General features: G+C 70.1%; 18 protein-coding genes. 7 read left to right on the plus strand and 11 right to left on the minus strand.

What is annotated here, in order from left to right:
* Positions 1–2145: a molybdopterin-dependent oxidoreductase gene (locus JOM49_RS07995; RefSeq protein ID WP_209663701.1), complete on the plus strand. Its 2145-nt coding sequence runs from the start codon at positions 1–3 to the stop codon at positions 2143–2145.
* A 1-nt stretch (position 2146) separates the two neighbouring features.
* Here the strand turns inward: JOM49_RS07995 and JOM49_RS08000 are convergent, their stop codons facing one another.
* The 10 genes from JOM49_RS08000 to JOM49_RS08045 all read right to left on the minus strand — a co-directional run bounded on the left by JOM49_RS08000 (position 2147) and on the right by JOM49_RS08045 (position 11039).
* On the minus strand, positions 2147–2794 hold the full coding sequence (locus tag JOM49_RS08000; RefSeq protein WP_209663702.1) for a TrmH family RNA methyltransferase: 648 nt from the start codon (positions 2792–2794) through the stop codon (positions 2147–2149).
* The gene (locus JOM49_RS08005; protein WP_209663703.1) at positions 2791–3450 is read right to left on the minus strand and encodes a hypothetical protein; all 660 of its coding nucleotides are present in this window, start codon (positions 3448–3450) and stop codon (positions 2791–2793) included. Before JOM49_RS08005 ends, JOM49_RS08000 begins: the two co-directional genes overlap by 4 nt.
* Before the next feature lie 12 nt (positions 3451–3462).
* Positions 3463–3870 carry a DUF2784 domain-containing protein gene (locus JOM49_RS08010; RefSeq protein WP_209663704.1) on the minus strand — a complete coding sequence of 136 codons (408 nt, stop codon included), beginning with the start codon at positions 3868–3870 and terminating at the stop codon, positions 3463–3465.
* 103 nt (positions 3871–3973) lie between these two features.
* On the minus strand, positions 3974–4153 hold the full coding sequence (locus JOM49_RS08015) for a hypothetical protein (protein ID WP_209663705.1): 180 nt from the start codon (positions 4151–4153) through the stop codon (positions 3974–3976).
* Positions 4154–4184: 31 nt separating this feature from the next.
* On the minus strand, positions 4185–4748 hold the full coding sequence (gene pyrE, locus JOM49_RS08020) for an orotate phosphoribosyltransferase (protein WP_209663706.1): 564 nt from the start codon (positions 4746–4748) through the stop codon (positions 4185–4187).
* 36 nt (positions 4749–4784) lie between these two features.
* Entirely contained in the window at positions 4785–5558 is a 774-nt protein-coding gene (locus tag JOM49_RS08025) for an SDR family NAD(P)-dependent oxidoreductase (RefSeq protein ID WP_209663707.1), read from the minus strand.
* 4 nt (positions 5559–5562) lie between these two features.
* Complete coding sequence (locus JOM49_RS08030; protein WP_282769713.1) at positions 5563–6297, minus strand: TtfA family protein; 735 nt, start codon at positions 6295–6297, stop codon at positions 5563–5565.
* A 91-nt stretch (positions 6298–6388) separates the two neighbouring features.
* Positions 6389–8980: an ATP-dependent chaperone ClpB gene (gene clpB, locus JOM49_RS08035; RefSeq protein ID WP_209663708.1), complete on the minus strand. Its 2592-nt coding sequence runs from the start codon at positions 8978–8980 to the stop codon at positions 6389–6391.
* Between the two features lie 152 nt (positions 8981–9132).
* Complete coding sequence (locus tag JOM49_RS08040) at positions 9133–10338, minus strand: IS110 family RNA-guided transposase (protein ID WP_209663709.1); 1206 nt, start codon at positions 10336–10338, stop codon at positions 9133–9135.
* Positions 10339–10574: 236 nt separating this feature from the next.
* Complete coding sequence (locus JOM49_RS08045) at positions 10575–11039, minus strand: MarR family winged helix-turn-helix transcriptional regulator (RefSeq protein ID WP_209663710.1); 465 nt, start codon at positions 11037–11039, stop codon at positions 10575–10577.
* 393 nt (positions 11040–11432) lie between these two features.
* On the opposite strand from JOM49_RS08045, the gene JOM49_RS08050 reads away from it, so the two are divergent.
* Entirely contained in the window at positions 11433–12608 is a 1176-nt protein-coding gene (locus tag JOM49_RS08050; RefSeq protein WP_209663711.1) for a globin domain-containing protein, read from the plus strand.
* Between the two features lie 251 nt (positions 12609–12859).
* On the plus strand, positions 12860–14017 hold the full coding sequence (locus JOM49_RS08055; protein WP_209663712.1) for a globin domain-containing protein: 1158 nt from the start codon (positions 12860–12862) through the stop codon (positions 14015–14017).
* Positions 14018–14802: 785 nt separating this feature from the next.
* Here the strand turns inward: JOM49_RS08055 and JOM49_RS08060 are convergent.
* On the minus strand, positions 14803–15390 hold the full coding sequence (locus JOM49_RS08060) for a TetR/AcrR family transcriptional regulator (protein WP_209663713.1): 588 nt from the start codon (positions 15388–15390) through the stop codon (positions 14803–14805).
* A 53-nt stretch (positions 15391–15443) separates the two neighbouring features.
* On the opposite strand from JOM49_RS08060, the gene JOM49_RS08065 reads away from it, so the two are divergent.
* The 4 genes from JOM49_RS08065 (at position 15444) to JOM49_RS08080 (ending at position 19577) form a co-directional block, all read left to right on the plus strand.
* Positions 15444–16082 (plus strand): lysophospholipid acyltransferase family protein, encoded by a 639-nt coding sequence (locus tag JOM49_RS08065; protein WP_209663714.1) that lies wholly within the window; start codon positions 15444–15446, stop codon positions 16080–16082.
* Positions 16083–16086: 4 nt separating this feature from the next.
* On the plus strand, positions 16087–16518 hold the full coding sequence (locus JOM49_RS08070; RefSeq protein ID WP_209663715.1) for a hypothetical protein: 432 nt from the start codon (positions 16087–16089) through the stop codon (positions 16516–16518).
* Between the two features lie 93 nt (positions 16519–16611).
* Positions 16612–17253 (plus strand): GGDEF domain-containing protein, encoded by a 642-nt coding sequence (locus JOM49_RS08075; protein ID WP_209663716.1) that lies wholly within the window; start codon positions 16612–16614, stop codon positions 17251–17253.
* 233 nt (positions 17254–17486) lie between these two features.
* Entirely contained in the window at positions 17487–19577 is a 2091-nt protein-coding gene (locus JOM49_RS08080; protein ID WP_308158686.1) for an LCP family protein, read from the plus strand.
* Positions 19578–19580: the final 3 nt, after the last annotated feature.

Here is a 19580-nt window from a genome sequence, read left to right on the forward strand (position 1 = left end):
ATGGCTGCCGTCACCTGCCCACTCTGCGAAGCGACCTGCGGACTCGACGTCACGTTCGAGGGACCCAAGGTCACGAAGGTGCGAGGGGACGATGCCGACGTCTTCTCGGGCGGATACATCTGCCCGAAGGGCGCCTCGCTCGGCGCCCTGCACCACGACCCCGACCGCCTGCGTGCGCCACTGGTCAAACGCGACGGCGAATTCGTCGAAGTGAGCTGGGACGAGGCCTTCGCCGAGATCCACGCGCGGCTGCTGCCGGTCATCGAGGCACACGGCAAGGACGCCGTGGCGCTCTACGTCGGCAACCCCAGCGCGCACAACCTCGGCAACCTGCTCTACGGCCGCGTCTTCTACAAGGCGCTCGGCACCAAGAACGTCTTCACCGCGGGCACGGTCGACCAGGTGCCGAAGCACTTCTCCTCCGGTTACCTCTTCGGCAGCGGCCTGTCCATCCCGGTGCCCGACCTCGACCGCACCGAGCACCTGCTGGTCCTCGGCGCGAACCCGCTGGTGTCCAACGGCAGCCTGATGACCGCGCCGGACGCGCGCGGCAGGCTCAAGGGCATCCAGCGCCGCGGCGGCAAGATCGTCGTGGTCGACCCGCGGCGCACGCGCACCGCCGAACTCGCCGACGAGCACCACGCCATCCGCCCCGGCACCGACGCGCTGCTGCTGTTCGCCATGGTCAACGTGCTGTTCACCGAGGACAAGGTCCGGCTGGGCAGGCTCGCCGAGCACGTCAACGGCGTCGACGAGGTCCGCGAACTGGCCCGCGAGTTCACCCCCGAAGCCGTCGCCGGGCCGACCGGGATCGACGCCGCGGAGATCCGGCGGCTCGCGCTCGAACTCGCCGACGCCGAGCACGCCGCGGTCTACGGCCGGATCGGTACCACCACGCAGTCCTTCGGCACGGTCGCCAGCTGGCTGGTCGACGTGCTCAACACGCTCACCGGCAACCTCGACGAACCCGGCGGCGCGATGTTCCCGCTCGCCGCCGCCGGGCAGCCGAACAGCTCGAACCCCAGGCCCAAGCCGTTCCGCACCGGTCGCTGGAAGACCCGCGTGCACGGGCTGCCCGAGGTGCTCGGCGAGGTCCCGGTCGGCGTGCTCGCCGACGAGATCCTCACCCCCGGCGAGGGCCAGGTGCGCGCGCTGATCACGGTCAGCGGCAACCCGTGCCTGAGCACGCCGAACGCCGAACGGCTCACGGGCGCGCTGGAACAGCTCGACTTCATGGTCTCGCTCGACGTCTACCTGAACGAGACGAGCAGGCTGGCCGACGTGATCCTGCCCGGCCCGAGCCCGCTGGAGCGGCCGCACTTCGACGTGGCGCTGTACCAGTACGCGGTCCGGGACGTGGCGAACTGGACGCCGGCCACGCTGCCCACCGACCTGCCGCAGGAGTGGCAGACGATGCTGCGGCTGACCGGCATCGTCACCGGCCAGGGCCCGGACGCCGACATCGCCGCGCTCGACGAGTTCGTCGCCGCCGAAGCCGCGCGCCGGTCGGGACTGGATCCCGCGGTGTCGGACCGCACCGGCCCGGAACGGCTGGTCGACCTGATGCTGCGCGCGGGCCCGTACGACCTGACGCTGGCCGACCTGGAAGCCGCGCCGCACGGCGTCGACCTGGGACCGCTGAAGCAACGCGTCCCGGAGGTGCTGACCACGGCCAGCGGCAAGATCGAACTGGCGCCGGGCCCGATCACCGAGGACGTGCCGCGGCTCGCGCGCGAACTGGCGAAGGTGCCCGACGGCGAAATGGTCCTCATCGGACGGCGGCACCTCAGCTCGAACAACTCGTGGATGCACAACCTGGAACCGTTGGTGCGCGGGCAGAACCGCTGCACGGTCCAGGTGCACCCCGAGGACGCGACCCGGCTCGGGCTGACCGACGGCGGCCAGGCCGTGGTGCACTCCCGCGCGGGCAAGATCGAGGTGCCGGTGGAGGTCACCGACGTCATCCGGCCCGGCGTGGTCAGCATCCCGCACGGCTGGGGCCACGACCCGCAGGGCATGCGCACCGCGGTCGCCACCGCGCACGCCGGCGTCAACACCAACCTGCTCTCCGACGAAACGCAGATGGACGCGCTCTCCGGCACCAGCGTGCTGAACGGCATCCCCGTCGAGATCGCCCCGGCCTGAGTCACCACGCTCGATCGAGGTCGGCGTGCTGCTGGACCCAGGTGTGCATGACGATGCCCGCCGCCACGCCCGCGTTGATCGAGCGCGTGGTGCCGAACTGCGCGATCGAGACCACCAGCGCGGCCGCGTCCTGGGCTTCCGGGGACAGGCCGGGGCCTTCCTGGCCGAACAGCAGGACGCAGTCGCGCGGGAGTTCGGCGGTTTCCAGCCGGACCGCGCCCGGGGTGTTGTCGACGGCGACCACGGCCAGGCCGGACTCGGCGGCGTGGGCGGTGAACTCGCCGACGGTCGCGTGGTGGTGCAGGTGCTGGTAGCGATCGGTGACCATCGCGCCCCGGCGGTTCCACCGGCGCCGCCCGACGATGTGCACCGCGGCGGCGGCGAAGGCGTTGGCCGTGCGCACCACCGTGCCGATGTTGTGGTCGTGCTGGAAGTTCTCGATGGCCACGTGGAACGGGTGCCGCCGGCTGTCCACATCGGACACGATGGCCTCGCGGCGCCAGTAGCGGTAGGCGTCGACCACGTTGCGGCGGTCGCCCTGCTCCAGCAGTTCCAAGTCGTACCGCTCGTCCGAGGGCCATTCGCCCGGCCACGGTCCGACGCCGACCTCGTGCTCGGCCACCCATTCGGTGGGTCCCGCCTCGGTCATCGGGCCGCCTGCCGCTGGGCCACCTCGAGCAGCAGGTCCGCGGTCTGCGCGACGACCTGCTGCTGCGTGACCGGACCGGGGAAGGAGGCGGCGAGGTCCTGCTCACCGAAGAACAGCATCCGGTCCTGCATGCGGGGATCGGTGGCGAGCAGGCCGGCCACCGCCGGGGTCAGCGTGGCGCGCGCGTGCTCGTCGTCCTTCGCGTGCACGTGGTAGCGCTGGTCGAACGGGGCATAACCGATCTGCCGGTCGGAAGCCAGGAAGTTCGCCCACGACATGCCCTGCGGGCTCAGCGCGACCACCGTCCCGGGCACCGGCCGCGGCACCATGATCATCGTCATCGTGTGCCAGGTGCGGGTGGCCACGCCGTCCGTGCCGTAGGTCAGCTGCAGCGCCACCACCGGCACGCCCCGCCACTGGCCGGTCAGCTGCGCGGTGGCCCGGATCGCGGTGTCCGTGTTGAACATGCCGCTGAGCGGCAGCCGGGCGCGGATGTCCGGTACCGGACTACGGTCGATCTGCCAGCCGAAGGCCGCCGCGGTCGCCTGGACCGCGTCCACGTGGGCGCGTGCTCTCGCCTGCACCTTCGGCCTGCTGACCAGGCCGATCACCAGGCCCAGCAGGATGATGCCGACGAAGATCGCAACGATGACCACGCGGCGATTCTGTCACCCGAGTCCGACGGGGTGGGCGTGCGTGCCCTCGGCACCGGTGCCGTCGTCGCTGTCGCGGTGCTTCCAGTGCACGTAGGCGCCGATGTAGGAGACCACCAGCACGACGAACGCGATCGACACGACCACCGGCATCATGTCGCGCGGGAACACCGTGTCGTAGAGGTAGTACGCGTTGAAGCCGCCCGGCAGGTCACCCAGGCCCTGCTGCGCGCGGAAGTGGTTCTCCAGCGCGGTCAGCGGGCAGGGAATGGGGAAGACGTTGACCAGGATGCCCCAGGCCGCGAAAAAAACGTGCACGAAGATCGTCTTGGGCCAGCGCCACGCGACGAAACCGCCGAAGCCGATGTACAGCAGGGCAAGCACGTGTACCGCGACCGTGACATCGGCGAAAAATCCGGCCATGCCATCCCTCACCCCATCCCCTTCACGTCCCCCTTACACCCCAACGTACTCCAGTCCACTGGAGAACCGCTGGTGATCAGGGGTACCCGTACCCACTTCGGTACTAACGCGGTGGTGGTGGCGGGTCTTCCCCGGGGAAGCCGTCGGGCTTCTCGGCCGGGTACCGCTGCGGGGTCTCCCGCGGGTATTGCTCGGGAGTCCCCGGCGGCGGTTCCTCGCGACGGGGGTACTGCGGGACCGGGCGGTCCGGCGGGTCGAGCGGGTCCTTCCGGCGATCTGGCATGGTCACCCTCCTCCGACCACGCCCACCGCCGTCAGGAGAGACCGAGGTCGTGGGCGTCCAGCAGGTACCGGTACGCCAGCCCGTCCTTCTCGATCGCTTCCCTGGCCCCGGTGTCGCGGTCCACCACCGTGGCCACGCCCACCACCGTGGCACCGGCCTCTTCCAGTGCCTGCACCGCCGTCAGCACGCTGCCCCCGGTGGTGGAGGTGTCCTCCACCGCGAGTACCCGCTGCCCCCGCACCTCAACCCCTTCGACCCGGCGCTGCATGCCGTGGGTCTTGGTGGCCTTGCGGACCACGAACGCGTCGAGCACCATGCCGTCGGCGGCCGCCGAGTGCAGCATGGCGGTGGCGACCGGGTCGGCGCCGAGGGTGAGCCCGCCGACCGAGACGTAGTCCCAGTCCGCGGTGAGCTGGCGGAGCAACTTGCCGATCAGCGGGGCGGCCGCGTGATGCAGCGTCGCGCGTCGCAGGTCGACGTAGTAGTCGGCCTCCTTGCCGGAAGCCAGCGTCACCTTGCCGTGCACCACGGACAGTTCGGTGATGAGCCGGGCGAGTTCGAGTTTCGCCGCTTGATCAATGCCTGCAATCGCCACGGCGCTCAGCCTCTCACACGCCACCGACGAAACGGCTCAGGTCCTGCCCCGTCCGGCGAAGCGGCCGGCGGCGAACCGGATCAGCGACCGCGGGACCACGCGCAGTACCGCCACCAGCGCCTTGTACTGCGGGCTGGGCACGGACAGCCAGCGCCCGCGGCGCAGATCGGCGAGGCCCTCGTCGACCACGCGATCGGCGCTCAGCCAGAAGAACTTCGGGCCCGGTTTGTCCAACCCGGCCCGCTGGTGGAACTCGGTGTGCGTGAACCCGGGGCACAGCGCCATCACGCGCACGCCGGTGCCCTGCACGGAACCCGCCACGCCCTCGGTGAACGAGGTGACGTAGGTCTTGCTGGCGGTGTAGGTGGAGCCGCGGCCGGGCAGGAACCCGGCCACGCTCGACACGTTGATCACGTCGCCGCGCCCGCGCTCCAGCATGCCGGGCAGGGCGGCGCGGGTCAGCCGGAGCACCGCGGTGACGTTGACGTCCAGTTGCGCCTGCAGTTGGTCCATCGAGGCGTCCTGGAGTTCGCCGCCGAGCCCGAAACCGGCGTTGTTGACCAGGATGTCCACCCCACCGTCGACACCGCCGACCCGGGCCTCGACCTTCTCGCGGCCCTCGGCCGAAGCGAGGTCGGCGGGCAGCACCTCGGTGCCGACGCCGTGGCGCCCGGCCAGTTCGGCGGCCAGCTGTTCGAGCCGGGCCTGGTCCCTGGCCACGAGCACGAGGTCGTGGCCCTCGGCGGCGAACCTGCGGGCGAAGGCGGCGCCGATGCCGGCGGTGGCGCCGGTGACGAGTGCGGTGGCCACGGCGTCAGTCGCCGGCCTGCTGGTGCTGCTCGGCGGGAGCGGGAGCGGCGGGGGCGGTGGCCGGGTTCTGCCAGTGCCTGCCCTCGTGGGCCGGGTCGACGGCCTCGTCGAACGGGTCCACGATGTCGGCGATCTCGCCGAGGTCGCGCAGCAGCCGCTCCAGGCGCGACGGCCCGGCGTTCGGCGCGACGCTGGCGAGCACCCACTCGTTCTCCAGCCAGGCCACGCCCACGTCACCGCCGAGCGCGTCGGCCGCGTCGACCAGGTCCTGGGTGATCACCGCGCGGGCGCCCTCCGCGTCGTCGGCGAAGGCGTAGCGCTGGCCGACCGGGCCGAGCAGCTCCGGCATCTCCGCGCGCTGGAACGGCACGCTGGCCAGCCACAACTCCACCAGCACCTGGTGCACGCGGTTGCAGCGCACGGCCACGATCACCGCCGGGATCTGGCCGTCCGACTCGATGTCGAAGACGAAGACCGGGCGGCGGCCGTCCGAGGTGAAGGTGGACCCGCCCACGACGTTGACCGCGGCCTCGGCCCCGAAGTAGCCGATCGCGCCGCCGGTCCACTGCCGCGGCAGGCGTTCGTCCTCTTCGACGAACTCCCAGCCTCTGAGGTCCGCCCACCGCATTCGCTCCCGGTTGCGCGAGCCCTCCCGGGCCCGGTCGGCAGCCAGCAACCCCAGCCCCGCCAGCAAGGCGGCGGCGGCGATGACGAACCAGATCCACGCCGGTATACCCACGAACACCAGCGTATCGCCCTGGGCGTGAAGCCCGAGATCAGGACGCCGTGTCGCCCCCACCCGATCGAGTGGGGGCGACCGCGGCGTCCGGTCAGACCCGCGTCACGGTGAGCGAGTCGTCCGCTTCGGCGGGGATGTCGACCCGCACCGTGTCGCCGTCGAGCACCTCACCGCCGAGCAGCAGCCGCGCCAGCTGGTCGCCGATCGCGGACTGCACCAGCCGCCGCAGCGGCCGGGCCCCGTAGATCGGGTCGAAGCCGGTCAGCGCGAGCCACTCGCGGGCCGCCTCGGTGACCTCGAGGGTGAGCCTGCGCTGGGCGAGGCGCTGGGCCAGCCGGTCCACCTGGATGTCCACAATGGACGTCAGCTGCTCGGTGCCGAGCGAGTGGAAGACCACCAGGTCGTCCAGCCGGTTCAGGAACTCCGGCTTGAAGTGCCGCTGCACCACCGAAAGCACCGCGTCCCGGCGCTGACGCTCGTCCAGCGTGGCGTCCGCGATGGCCTGCGAGCCGAGGTTCGAGGTGAGCACCAGGATGGTGTTGCGGAAGTCGACCGTCCGGCCCTGGCCGTCGGTCAGCCTGCCGTCGTCGAGCACCTGGAGCAGCACGTCGAACACGTCCGGGTGCGCCTTCTCCACCTCGTCGAGCAGCACCACGCTGTACGGGCGCCGCCGCACCGACTCGGTCAGCTGCCCGCCCTGGTCGTAGCCGACGTACCCGGGCGGCGCGCCGACCAGCCGCGACACCGAGTGCTTCTCGGAGTACTCGCTCATGTCGATTCGGAGCATCGCGCGCTCGTCGTCGAACAGGAACTCCGCGAGCGCCTTCGCCAGCTCGGTCTTGCCGACCCCGGTCGGGCCGAGGAACAGGAAGGAGCCGGTCGGCCGGTCCGGGTCGGCCACGCCGGCCCGCGTGCGGCGCACCGCGTCCGAGACGACCTTGACCGCCTCTTCCTGGCCGATCACCCGCCTGCCCAGCTCCTCCTCCATCCGGAGCAGCTTGCCGGTCTCGCCCTCGAGCAGGCGGCCGGCCGGGATGCCGGTCCACGCGCTGACCACGTCCGCGACGTCGTCCGCGCCGACCTCCTCCTTGAGCATCACGTCGGCCTGCACGGCCGTCTCGCTCGCGGTCGCGGCCTCCAGTTCCTTCTCCAGCGCGGGGATCTTGCCGTAGCGCAGCTCGGCGGCCCGGCCGAGGTCACCGTCGCGCTCGGCCCGCTCCGACTCGCCGCGCAGCTGTTCCAGCTGCTCCTTGAGGTCGCGGACGCGCTCGATCGAGCCCTTCTCGTTCTGCCAGCGCGCGGTCAGCCCCGAGAGCGTCTCGCGCTTCTCGGCCAGTTCCGCGCGCAAGGTGGCCAGGCGCTGCTTCGAAGCGACGTCATCCTCTTTGGACAACGCCATCTCTTCGATCTCCATCCGCCGGACCGCGCGCTCGACCTCGTCGATCTCCACCGGCCGCGAGTCGATCTCCATGCGCAGCCGCGACGCGGCCTCGTCGACCAGGTCGATCGCCTTGTCGGGGAGGAAGCGGGCGGTGATGTAGCGGTCGGACAGGGTGGCCGCGGCGACCAGCGCGCCATCGGTGATGCGGACACCGTGGTGCACCTCGTAGCGCTCCTTGAGCCCGCGCAGGATGCCGATCGTGTCCTCAGTGGACGGCTCGCCGACCAGCACCTGCTGGAACCGGCGCTCCAGCGCGGCGTCCTTCTCGATGTGCTGGCGGTACTCGTCCAGCGTGGTGGCACCCACCATCCGCAGCTCACCGCGGGCGAGCATCGGCTTGATCATGTTGCCCGCGTCCATCGCGCCCTCGCCGGTGGCCCCGGCGCCGACGATGGTGTGCAGCTCGTCGATGAAGGTGACCACCCGGCCGGCCGACTCGGTGATCTCCTTGAGCACGGCCTTGAGCCGCTCCTCGAACTCACCGCGGAACTTCGCCCCGGCCACCATCGAGCCGAGGTCGAGCGCGACCACGCGCTTGCCCCGCAGCGACTCGGGCACGTCACCGGCGATGATGCGCTGCGCGAGCCCCTCGACGATGGCGGTCTTGCCGACGCCGGGCTCACCGATCAGCACCGGGTTGTTTTTGGTCCGGCGCGAGAGCACCTGCACCACGCGGCGGATCTCGGTGTCGCGGCCGATCACCGGGTCCAGCTCACCCGCGCGGGCGCGCGCGGTCAGGTCCACGCCGTACTTCTCCAGCGCCTTGAACGTGCCTTCCGGATCCGGGCTGGTGATGCGGGCCGAGCCGCGGACCGCGGTGAACGCCTCGCGCAACGCCTCCGGCGTGGCACCGTGGCGCTTGAGCAGGTCCGCCACCTGCCCGCCCTGCGCGGCCAGGCCGACCATCAGGTGCTCGGTGGAGACGTACTCGTCACCGAGCTCGGTGGCCAGCTTCTGCGCGTGGGTGATCGACTTGACCGCGTGCGTGTCGAACTGCGGCTGCGAGACCGTGGCGCCGGTCGCCGACGGCAGCGCCTGGGTGATCGGCTCCAGCTCCTTGTGCACCAGCTCCGGGTCCGCCCCGACCGCGGTCAGCAGCGGACCGGCGAGGCCCTCTCCCTGGGCCAGCAGCGCACCGAGCAGATGAGCCGGCGCGATGTCCGGGTTGCCGGCGACGGTCGCCGCCTGGGCAGCCGACGAGATCGCCTGCTGGGTCTTCGTGGTCGGGTTGAAAGCGTCCATCCCTCACCTCATGTCGTGCGTCCCTCGACGCAAGCCTTCCGGAAAAGTCCTCGACATGCACAACGTCAAAAAAGTTGAGTCTGTTCCGCTCAATTTCATGGCCGTGCCTCCGGCGCGACCTCGCGGTGTTGGGGGGTGTCCCTATGGGTTTGTCAAGCGGCTGCCGCGGTGTGGGCTGGTTCGGGGTGTCGGTAGTGGGTGCCGGTGCGGAGCATGGCGTAGAGGACGTCGCAGCGGCGTCGGGCGAGGCAGATGAGGGCGGCGTTGTGTTTCTTGCCTTCGGCTCTTTTGCGGTCGTAGTAGGTGCGGCTGGCCGGATCGTGCAGTGCGGCGAAGGCGGCGAGGAAGAACGCGCGTTTGAGTTTGCGGTTGCCGGTGCGGGCGGGGTGTTCGCCTTTGATGCTGGTGCCCGAGGCGCGGGTGACCGGGGCGATGCCGGCGTAGGCGGCCAGGTGTGCGGAGCTGGCGAAGTTGGAGGCGTCGCCGATCTCGAGCAGGATGCGGGCGGCGGTCCTGACCCCGATGCCCGGCATGGAGGTCAGGACCCCGGCAAGAGGGTGCGCATCGAGTATCTCCTCGACCTCGGTGGCGAGCTGTGTGCGTTGCTGGAGCACGGTTTTCAGGCTGTCGGCGAGTCTGGGCAGCACGGTGTCCGCGGCGGTGGTTCCGGGGACGGTGACAGTCTGCTCGCCGAGCGCGGTCATGATCGCCTCGACCAGTTTGTCGCCCATGCGCGGGGCGTGGGCCTTCGCTATCGCGGTGAGTTTGCGGCGCCCGGCCTTGCGGATTCCGGTGGGGCCGCCGCAGCGGGACAGGATTTCCAGGACCGCCGGATGACTGATCTTCGGGCCGATCGCGCGTTCGAGGGCGGGATGGACGCCGGTGAGCAGCCCGCGGATGCGGTTGCCGAGGCGGGTGGCCTCACCGGCCAGGTCGTCGTCGAAGCCGACCAGGACCTCCAGCTCGGCCAGGGTGTCGTCACCGACGTCGACCGGGCGCAGCGTGTGTGGCAGCGAGCGGGCCGCGTCGGCGATGATGAACGCGTCGCGGGCGTCGGTCTTCGCCCGCCCGGGATAGAGGTCGGCGATCCGGCGCATCGCCAGTCCGGGCAGATAGGCGACCTGGTGCCCGTGGGCTCGCGCGACAGCGACCGGCAGCGCGCCGATCGTCGCGGGCTGATCGACGACCACCAGCAGCGGCCCGTGGCTGGCGAGTTTGTCGAACAGCGCTCGCAGTTTGGGTTCGCTGTTGGGCAAGGGGCCGTCGTGCAGCCTCTTCCCGGCCGGGTCCAGGCCCACCGCGTGGTGGGATTCTTTGCCGACGTCAAGACCGAGGAACACGCCGAAACTGCTGCTCATGCACGCGTCTTTCGTCCGTCGCGGGTGGTCGCCGGTCAGGCATCGATGGCCGGCACCCACGTTACGACGAGACCTACCCGGCGGGGTGGCCGTGTCCCTATCAGCGGTCCCTCGATGCCGCCAGGCCCGGTGACACCACCCCCCGGATCATGGACTCGACTGGGGGCATCAGTCATGCCGAACCTGGCGACCACAGCTCCTTGATCAGGAACTATGAAAAAGGTAACGGGGGCAGGTCAGCGCGGGTTGGTGCGCTTGGCGAGGGTGCCTCGCAGGCTCTCGTTGGCCATCTTCAGCCGTTCGGTCAACGCGTCGAGTTCGCCGGGCGCCCAGTCGGCGAGCGCGTCCGTGAGGAAGTCGGTGTACTGCCGCCGCCAGTGCAGCAGCTCCTCCTCGCCCCGCTCGGACACCCGGATCAGCGCGGCCCGCCCGTCCTCGGGCGCCGGGCGGCGCTCGATCAGCCCGGCCGCGGTCAGCTGCGCGACCTGGCGGCTGACCACGGAGACGTCGACCATGCGCCGCTTCGCCAGCTCCGACGGCCGCGACTCACCCAGCTGGGCGAGTTCGGCGAGCAGCCACGCGGAGGCGGGGTGCAGCCCGTTCTGGGTCTGCCAGAGGTGCGTGGTCCACGCCTGCTGCAACTGCGCGTTCACTTTGAGTTGCCGTACCAATTCGAGCGCGGCCTCGTCCGTCGGACCCATCGGCCCAGCCTTCCCCTCGCGCCACCGGCGAAACAATCCGGGGGTTACTAGTTGTATGAAGCAACTAGTTTAGCAGTGACCCATCACACGGCTGACGTACCCAGTACCACCCGTCCGGAGCAACGTCAGCGGCTCCTACCCAGCCTCCGGCTACCCTCCGAGGTGGACCACTGGCCTGTTTACCTCGAACGACTTATTCCGAAAGGGGGAATATTCCCTACACCACCACCCCTGGGTCAAGCCGCTGGCCTGCCCCGGTCGGCGGAACCCAGGGCTACGCGCATTAATGAATAATCCAGGCCACAATCGGCATGCGGACCACTGGACCACCGGTCCCCGCCGCCCCCGCCGACCACGCCACGCAACCGGACCAGGAGCCGACACCAGCCAGCGATGACAGCCGAACCGGTCAGCCCAGTACCCAGGACAGCCGCCACGCGGCAGACTCCGCCCGCCGTCGCGGCGATGGTGCGGCTGATCCGTGACACCTGGGCGAAGGCCGAGCCGCACACGCCGGAGATCTCCCAGTTCTTCTACGGGATGCTGTTCACCCTCGCGCCGGCCACCAGGGACTTCTTCCCGATCAACATGGAGGTCCAGCGGGGCAGGCTGGTGCGCGCGCTGGTGCACATCGTGCAGATGGTGGACCGCCCGGACGACCTGGTGCCGTTCCTGCGCCAGCTCGGCCGCGACCACCGCAAGTTCGGCGTCATCCCGAACCATTACGAGGCGGTCGGCACCGCGCTGCTCGCCGCGCTGAAGACGCAGCTCGGCCGGGACTGGACGCCCGAGGTGGAACGCGCCTGGGCCGAGGCGTTCACGATCATCGCGCGGGCGATGCAGGAGGCCGCCGCGGCCGACCGGCACCCCGGCTCGTGGACCGCGACCGTGGCCGAGCACCGGCGGCTCACCTGGGACCTGGCGCTGGTGCTGGTCGAGCCGGACCAGCCGGTGCCGTACGAGGCCGGGCAGTACCTGAGCGTGGAGGTGCCGCAGCGCCCGCGGCTGTGGCGGTACCTGTCCCCGGCGAACGCGCCGCGCGACGACGGGTCGATCGAGTTCCACATCCGGGCGGTCGACGGCGGCTGGGTCTCGCGCGCCATCGTCAGCCACACCGCGCAGGGCGACCGCTGGCGGCTCGGGCCGCCGCTCGGCAGGCTGGCCGTCAACCGCGAGTCGGGCCGGGACGTGCTGATGATCGCCGGCGGTACCGGGGTGGCGCCGCTGCGCGCGATGCTCGACGAACTGGCGCAGTGGGGCGAGAACCCGAAGGTGAAGCTCTTCTACGGCGGCCGTGACCGCGAGGACCTGTACGACCTGGAGGAACTGCGCGCGCTGGCGGCGGTGAACCCCTGGCTGACCGTGGTCCCGGTGGTGGAGAACAACCCCGGGCTGCCCGGGTTCGAGCAGGGCACGCTGGCCGAGGTGGTCACCAAGTACGGCGCGTGGCCCCAGCACGACGTGCTGGTCTCCGGCTCGCCGGCGATGATCCGGGCGACGGTTTCGCGCATGCTGGTCGCGGGCACGGCGCTGGACCAGATCAAGTACGACCCCTTCACCATCGACTGATCCTTTCACGCCGAATAGCGGAAAATCGCGCGCGCCCGCAGAAACACCCGAACGGCGGCGCACGCAGTGAATACCCCCAATCGACACCGAGTACCGATATTGCTCCATTCGAGCTGAAAGCGTGGCAAAGCGGCGCCGTCCGGCGACTTGCGTCGTAGAGTCCCAGCCCCGTCGGGGAAACGGGAGTGTAAAAAAATCACGACGCATTCGAATCGATTGGAGAATTCGTCGCATCGATGGGTGTACACGCCATGTTTCCCGACGCACTGCCCGTGACCATTCCGGCGAACTGGGCCAAAACCAGCCGGACGACAAAGTTGATCAACGAGAGTTTTGCCAAGGTGGAACCGAAGTCGGTCGAACTGGCGCAGTTCTTCTACGGCGTGCTCTTCACCGTTTCCCCGGAGACCAGGGCCCTTTTTCCCGTCAACATGAACACCCAGCGCGATCGGCTCCTGCGGGCGCTGGTGCACGTGGTCGGCCTGGTGGACCGGCCCGCCGAGCTGGTGCCGTTCCTGCACCAGCTCGGGCGCGACCACCGCAAGTTCGACGTGATCGCGCGCCACTACGACGCCGTCGGCGTCGCGTTGCTGACCGCGTTGAAGCGTTACCTGAAGGACGACTGGACCTCGGAGGTGGAACGTGCGTGGACCGATGCCTATGGTGTCATCGCGAAGTCCATGCGAGAGGCGGCGGAGGCCGAGAAAGGCCCGGCTTGGTGGCCCGCACGGGTGTTGGAGCATCGCAAGGCGGGCCCGAACGTAGCGATAATCCGTGTACTGCCGAAACACCCGGTACCGTTTCGCGCGGGCAACTATCTGAGCGTCCAGGTGCCGCAACGGCCGCGAATGTGGCGGTACTTCTCCCCGGCCACCGCGCCACGCACCGACGGTGTCCTGGAATTCCACGTGCGCGCGGTGGACGGCGGCTGGGTGAGCCGGTCGATCGTGCACCACACCAGGGTCGGCGACGAATGGCGCATCGGCCCGGCGCTGGGCACCCTCGCCGTGCGGCAGGCGGAGAACCGGAAACTGCTGCTGGTCGCCGGGGGCACGGGATTGGCGCCGCTGCGGGCGATCGCGGACGATCTGGCGCGGTGGAAGCGGAATCCGCCGGTGCACCTGTTCTTCGGCGGCCGGACCGCGGAAGATCTGTACGACCTGCCGACGCTGAAGATGCTGGCCGCCACGAATCCTTGGCTGACCGTGGTGCCGGTGGTCGAAGAAGGCGAGGTGCCGGACGGCGAACAGGGCGTCCTCGCGGACGCCGTGATCCGGCGTGGCCCGTGGCCGAACACGGATGTCCTGATTTCGGGTTCGCCCTCGATGATCCGGGCCACCGTGGTGCGCCTGATGGAGGAAGGCACGCCGGCCGCCCAGATCCGCTACGACCAGTTCACCGTGGACTGACCGGGTCGTGCAGCGGCGGCCCCGGGGGATCGGGTCGCCACTGCACGACGACTGTGCGGCCTCGGCTGCCCGAGTGTCGACCCCACCCGCCTGCTTGTCGACCGTGACAACCCGAATGCAGCACTGAACAGCCCACCCGCCTGTCCGAACGACGAACCCGGCTGCACTAACGCAGAACCCGAGCGCGGACACCCGAGCAGCGAACCCCACGTTCAGGCAGCCGGACCCCACACTCGCGCAGCCGAGTCCTGCGCTCGCGCCGAGTCCCACGTTCAACCAGGCGAGTCCCACACTCAGGCAGCCGAAATCCACACTCGCGCAGCCGAACCCCACGTTCAGGAAGGCGAAACCCCCGCTGGGGCAGCCGAACCCCACGTTCAGACAGCCGAAAACCACGTTCAGGTAGCCGAAACCCCCGCTGGGGCAGCGGAACCCCACATTCAGGAAGGCGAGATTCGCGCTGGGGCAGCCGAACCCCACGTTCAGGCAGGCGAGTCCCGCCCTCGCGCAGCCGAGCCCGAGCCCACACTCGGGCGTCCGAGCGTGGATTTCGGCTGCCTGAGTGTGGATCTCGGGCGCCTGAGTGTGGGGCTCGGCTACCTCGGTATGGAGCCCGCCTGTCCCAACCCGAGGTTCAGGCACGCGAACGTGGAACTCACTTGCGTGAACGTGGATTTCGGCTGCCTGAGTGTGGAACTCGGGTGCCTGAACGTGGAACTCGCCTGCGCGAGTGTGTGACTCGGCTTCCCGAGTGTGGGGTTCGGGGGGCGAGGCGGCCTGGTCGGTTAGGTGGGGGTGAGGAGGCGGGTTAGGGCGGTGTGGGCGTGGGGCAGGGCTTGGGGGTCGCGGGTCAGGTGGAGGGCGTGGTTGGCGGCGAGGATGATGCCGGTCAGCTCGAACAGGATTTGGTCGGCGTCGCCTTCGAGGGTGTGGTCGAGGACGGCCAGGCGGATGTGCAGGCGCAGGTCCCGCTGCCACAGGGCGCTCATGCCGGCGATGGCGTCCCGCACCGGGCCGGGGCGGTGGTCGAATTCGGCGGCGGCGGCCAGGAAGAAGGTGCCGCCCGGGTGGGTCAGGTGGATCAGCCAGGCCTCGCACAGTGCGCGCAGGCGTGGCAGGCCCGGCGTGGTGCCGGTGGACGGTTCCACGACCGCGCGGCCGAACTGCTCCGCGGCCGTGTCGACCACCGCGAGCTGCAGGGCTTCCTTCGCGCCGAAGTGCCCCAGCACCCCGGATTTCGACAGGCCCAGGTCGGCAGCCAGCCGTCCGATGGTCAGGCCGTCGAGGCCTTCGACGGTCGCCAGTTCGACCCCGCGCGACAGGATCGCGGACCGGGTATCGCGGGCATCGGTGACGGACCGGCGTGGGCTCACGGGCCCAGTTTAGCGTCCGAACGATCGGACGCTAAACGGGCTATAGTGCGCACGTGATCCTTCTTCGACTGCTGTTCCGCCTGGTCTTCCGGCCGCGCGTGCACGGCCGGGAGCACCTGCCGCGCACCGGGCCGGTCATCCTCGCGAGCAACCACCTGTCCTTCATCGACAGCGTGGTCCTGCAGCTGGTCACCCGGCGGCAGGTCCGCTTCCTGGCCAAGGCGGAGTACTTCCATGGCACCGGACTGAAGGGCCGCCTCGTGCGCTGGTTCTTCACCGCGACCGGCGCGGTGCCGGTCGAGCGCGGCGCTCATCGCGCGGCTCAGGACGCCCTCGAAACCGCGCTCGGTGTGCTCGCCAAGGGCCAGGTGTTCGGCATCTACCCCGAGGGCACGCGTTCGCTCGACGGCCGCCTCTACCGCGGTCGCACCGGCGTCGCGTGGCTGGCGCTGACGGCCGGCGTGCCCGTGGTGCCGGTCGCGCTGACCGGCACTGATCGGCTCCAGCCGGTCGGGCGGCGGCTGCCGCGCTGGCACCGGATCACCGTCACCTTCGGCCCGCCGATCCGTGGCACCGGCCAACCCAGGTCGGGCCCGGCCCGCCGGGTGGTGACCGACGAGGTGATGCGGGCCATCGGGACGATGTCGGGTCAGGAAACCGCGCCGGAGTTCAACGCCGCCCCGCTAACCTGATCACATGCGGAAACCGGTGGTGTGCCTGGTGCTCGCCCTGCTGGCCACCGGGTGCGGGACGACCCCGCTCCAGCCCCGGCAGGAGACGGGCACCGACCTGATCAGCCGCTACTTCGACAATTTCAACCGCGCGGGCGACCAGGGCCCCGAGGAACAGCAGCGCTTCCTCGAGGACGCGCGGCACCCGGACTTCACCGGCCAGGAGTGCGAGCTCGGCGACCTCACCATGGACATCTACCCGGCGATGTCCACCGTTCGCCCGGATCCCGACTGGTCACCGGACGGCGAGGATCCGCCGCGGGGCGAGGTGTTCGTGGTGGCGGTGTCGCTGACGGTCCGCCGGGCGGGCGCCGCGATCGGCGAGCAGATCGGCTCGCAGCGCGTAGTTCTCCTCGATCGCCGCGTTTACGGCTTCGCTCCGTGTCCAAAATCGTGAATCGGTTACGCTTCGTCGTCCGGTTGAGCGATATTCGCCGCCACCGCGTCCCGATATCTCAAGCGCCGCCTCTTGCACGACGACGAACATCAGGTGGCGGAGGTGAAAGCGGTGTCCAAGGACGGGATCGCAGTCCACACCGAGGCCGGGGACCTGCCCGCGCTGCACGAGACCATCGCTTCCCTGTTCGCTGCCCAGGGCAACTGGGAACGCGCCTACCAGCACCTCCGCTCCGCGCTCGAGCGTGACTCGCTGACCGCCAGCTACAACCGCCGCTACCTCGACCGGCGCCTGGCGCAGCTCGCGGACGGCGAGGTGGCGGTGGCGATGGTGGACATCGACCTGTTCAAGGACGTGAACGACACCTTCGGCCACCTCGTCGGGGATCGCGTGCTCCGCAGCGTGGCCGCGCTGCTGAAGCACGAACTGCCGCGCGGCGCCTTCTGCGCGCGCTACGGCGGCGAGGAGTTCGTGCTGGTCATGCCCGGTTTGGGCGTCCGGGAGGCGCTGCGGGTGGCCGAGCGCACACGGCTTCGCGTGGCACGGCACGCCTGGCAGCGCCTGCGGTCCGGGCTCGCCGTGACGGTCAGCATCGGCCTGACCACGAAGCCGGGACGTGCGGAAGAACGATTGCTCGAGGCGGACGCCCTGCTTTACACGGCAAAACATGCGGGGCGGAATGTGGTGGCTTATCCGGATTCGGAAAACCTCCGGCACATTCGGCACTCAGGGTAACCCGGGGTCAGCCGATTTCCCACTGCCGGTGATAATGGCTGGTCGATACGTGGCCCTCATCCGACCAACTGGTACCGAGCGTAAAAACATCACGGGATGGTGTCGTCACGAACGGCGGGTATCCGTAGGATAACGAAAGCCATCCGGCTGGCGATGATCCACCGGAGCCCGCCACCCCGAGTCAAGTCGAGGAACGTGGTCGACTCACCACCGCCGAGCTGAAGGGAGACTGAGTGCCTGACGATCACCTTTCCTCTGGCACCGGTCGTTCCCGCAGGTCGCGGCGGCGTTCCATGGACACCTACGGCGGCATCAGCGTCAACGAGGTGATGGCCAAGGCGACCGGCAAGTACCCGGTACCCCCGGTGGCCGAACCTGAACCAGAACCCGAGCCCGAACTGGAGCCGGAGCCGGAACCCGAGCCTCCGCCACCACCCCCGGTCCGGCAGCGCCCGCCGCAGCTCCCGGCGGGTCACCCCAGCTCGCCCGGGCTGCCGCGCCCGGTGCCGCCGACGCGCAACAAGCACGAAGAGATGCCGCCCCCGCGCCGGCGGCCGGTCACCGGGCAGAACCCGGTTCCCGGCGGAGTGCCGCCGCGGCGGGCCCCGGCCCGTCGTCGTCCTGGCCCGCCCGCGAACGGCATGCCGCCCGCGGCGCAGGCGCCCGCCCCACCGGCGCCCCCGCGCACACCGCCGGCTCCGCCGAGGCCGCCGCGGCGTCAGCCCGCGCCTCCGCCGGTGCCGCTGCCGGAGGCGAAGACCACGGTCACCCCGCCGGTGGCCCCGCCGCCGCGCCCGCAGCAGCAGCCTCCGCCGCCCAAGCAGCAGCCACCGCAGCAGTCGGAGCCCCGGCCGAAACCGCCGCGTCCCGAGCGGCCCAAGCCGTCCGCCGAGGACCGGCTGATCATGACCGACCAGATGGAGCCGGTCGACGACGCGACGATGTACCGCCGCAAGATCGACAACTCGCTGGCCCGGTTCTCCGCCGCGCACGACGAGATGCAGGCCGAGGAGGCCAAGCGCAAGGAGCGGATGAGCCGCTTCACCGCGGCGCCGGTCAAGCTGATCGAGCAGACGCGCACGAAGTTGCAGCGCGTGGCGCACCCCGGCGAAGGCGGGCGCCCGGCCAAGCCGCGGCCGCACCCGCTGGAGCACCTCGACGCCGAGGAGCAGCCGGAAGCGGAGGAGACCTCGTCTTCGCAGACGCGGCTGGAGGAGAAGAAACAGCGCCACCACGACCAGGCGACCAAAGCGGGCCGGATCACCGCGATCGTGCTGGCCAGCCTGATGTTCCTGCTCAGCGCGGCCGGCTGGGGGATGAAGACCTGGTTCAACAGCAAGTTCAACGAGATCGTCGCGCTGGACGAGAACTCGGCGGACATCAAGAACGCCGCCGGGCAGAACGGTGACGAGAACTTCCTCATCGCCGGTTCGGACACCCGGGCGGGCGCGGAGGCCGAGGAGGGCGTCGGCACCGCGGAGTCGGTCGGTGGTGCCCGGTCGGACTCGCTGATGATCGCGCACATCCCGGCGGACCGTAAGCGCGTGATCGTCGTCGGCTTCCCGCGTGACCTCGAGGTGACGCGGCCGGACTGCAAGCGCTGGGACTCCGCCACCGGGGCGTACTCCGAAGAAGTGGTGGCGGGCAAGGCGAAGTCGAAGCTGAACGAGGCCTACGCCATCGGCGGCCCGCAGTGCACGACCAAGCAGATCCAGCAGCTGACCGGGATGAAGATCAACCACTTCGTCGGCATCGACTTCCACGGCTTCAAGGACATGATCAACGTGGTCGGCGGGGTGCCGGTGCACATCGAGAAACCGGTCGTCGACGACGTGCTCGGGGTGATCGTGCCGCAGGCGGGCGAGCAGATCATCAGCGGTGACCAGGCGCTGAACTTCGTCCGCGCGCGGAAGGTGCAGGGCGACGTCACCTCCGACTACGGCCGGATCAAGCGCCAGCAGCTGGTGATCGGGTCGTTGCTGAAGAAGACGATGTCGCAGGAGGTCCTGTTCGACGGCGGCAAGCTGACCGGCTTCATCAACGCCTTCACCGCCGCCACCTTCGGCGACAACCTCGGCGTGGACCAGATGCTCACGCTCGCGCAGTCGATGAAGGGGCTCAACCCGGATACGGTGAAGTTCATCACCGTGCCGACCACCGGTGAGGCCAACAGCCGCGGCAACGAGGAACTGCTCCAGACCAAGTCGAAGGAGCTGTTCGAGGCGTTGATCGAAAACGGTCCCCTGCCTGATGAGAAAGCCCCCGCGCCACCGCCGTCGACACCGGCCGGCACCCAGAAGGGCCAAGCCAAGCCGGGGAACTAGTCC

Origin of the sequence: Amycolatopsis magusensis, from assembly GCF_017875555.1 — a bacterium.
GTDB lineage: Bacteria > Actinomycetota > Actinomycetes > Mycobacteriales > Pseudonocardiaceae > Amycolatopsis > Amycolatopsis magusensis.

What these genes read in the sequence shown, in the direction of transcription:
- JOM49_RS08055 (WP_209663712.1), top strand. Translation starts at nt 12,860, where the DNA reads ATGTTTCCCGACGCACTGCCCGTGACCATTCCGGCGAACTGGGCCAAA.
- JOM49_RS07995 (WP_209663701.1), top strand. Translation starts at nt 1, where the DNA reads ATGGCTGCCGTCACCTGCCCACTCTGCGAAGCGACCTGCGGACTCGAC.
- JOM49_RS08070 (WP_209663715.1), top strand. Translation starts at nt 16,087, where the DNA reads ATGCGGAAACCGGTGGTGTGCCTGGTGCTCGCCCTGCTGGCCACCGGG.
- JOM49_RS08015 (WP_209663705.1), bottom strand. Translation starts at nt 4,153, where the DNA reads ATGCCAGATCGCCGGAAGGACCCGCTCGACCCGCCGGACCGCCCGGTC.
- JOM49_RS08040 (WP_209663709.1), bottom strand. Translation starts at nt 10,338, where the DNA reads ATGAGCAGCAGTTTCGGCGTGTTCCTCGGTCTTGACGTCGGCAAAGAA.
- JOM49_RS08045 (WP_209663710.1), bottom strand. Translation starts at nt 11,039, where the DNA reads ATGGGTCCGACGGACGAGGCCGCGCTCGAATTGGTACGGCAACTCAAA.
- JOM49_RS08010 (WP_209663704.1), bottom strand. Translation starts at nt 3,870, where the DNA reads ATGGCCGGATTTTTCGCCGATGTCACGGTCGCGGTACACGTGCTTGCC.
- clpB (WP_209663708.1), bottom strand. Translation starts at nt 8,980, where the DNA reads ATGGACGCTTTCAACCCGACCACGAAGACCCAGCAGGCGATCTCGTCG.
- JOM49_RS08050 (WP_209663711.1), top strand. Translation starts at nt 11,433, where the DNA reads ATGACAGCCGAACCGGTCAGCCCAGTACCCAGGACAGCCGCCACGCGG.
- JOM49_RS08000 (WP_209663702.1), bottom strand. Translation starts at nt 2,794, where the DNA reads ATGACCGAGGCGGGACCCACCGAATGGGTGGCCGAGCACGAGGTCGGC.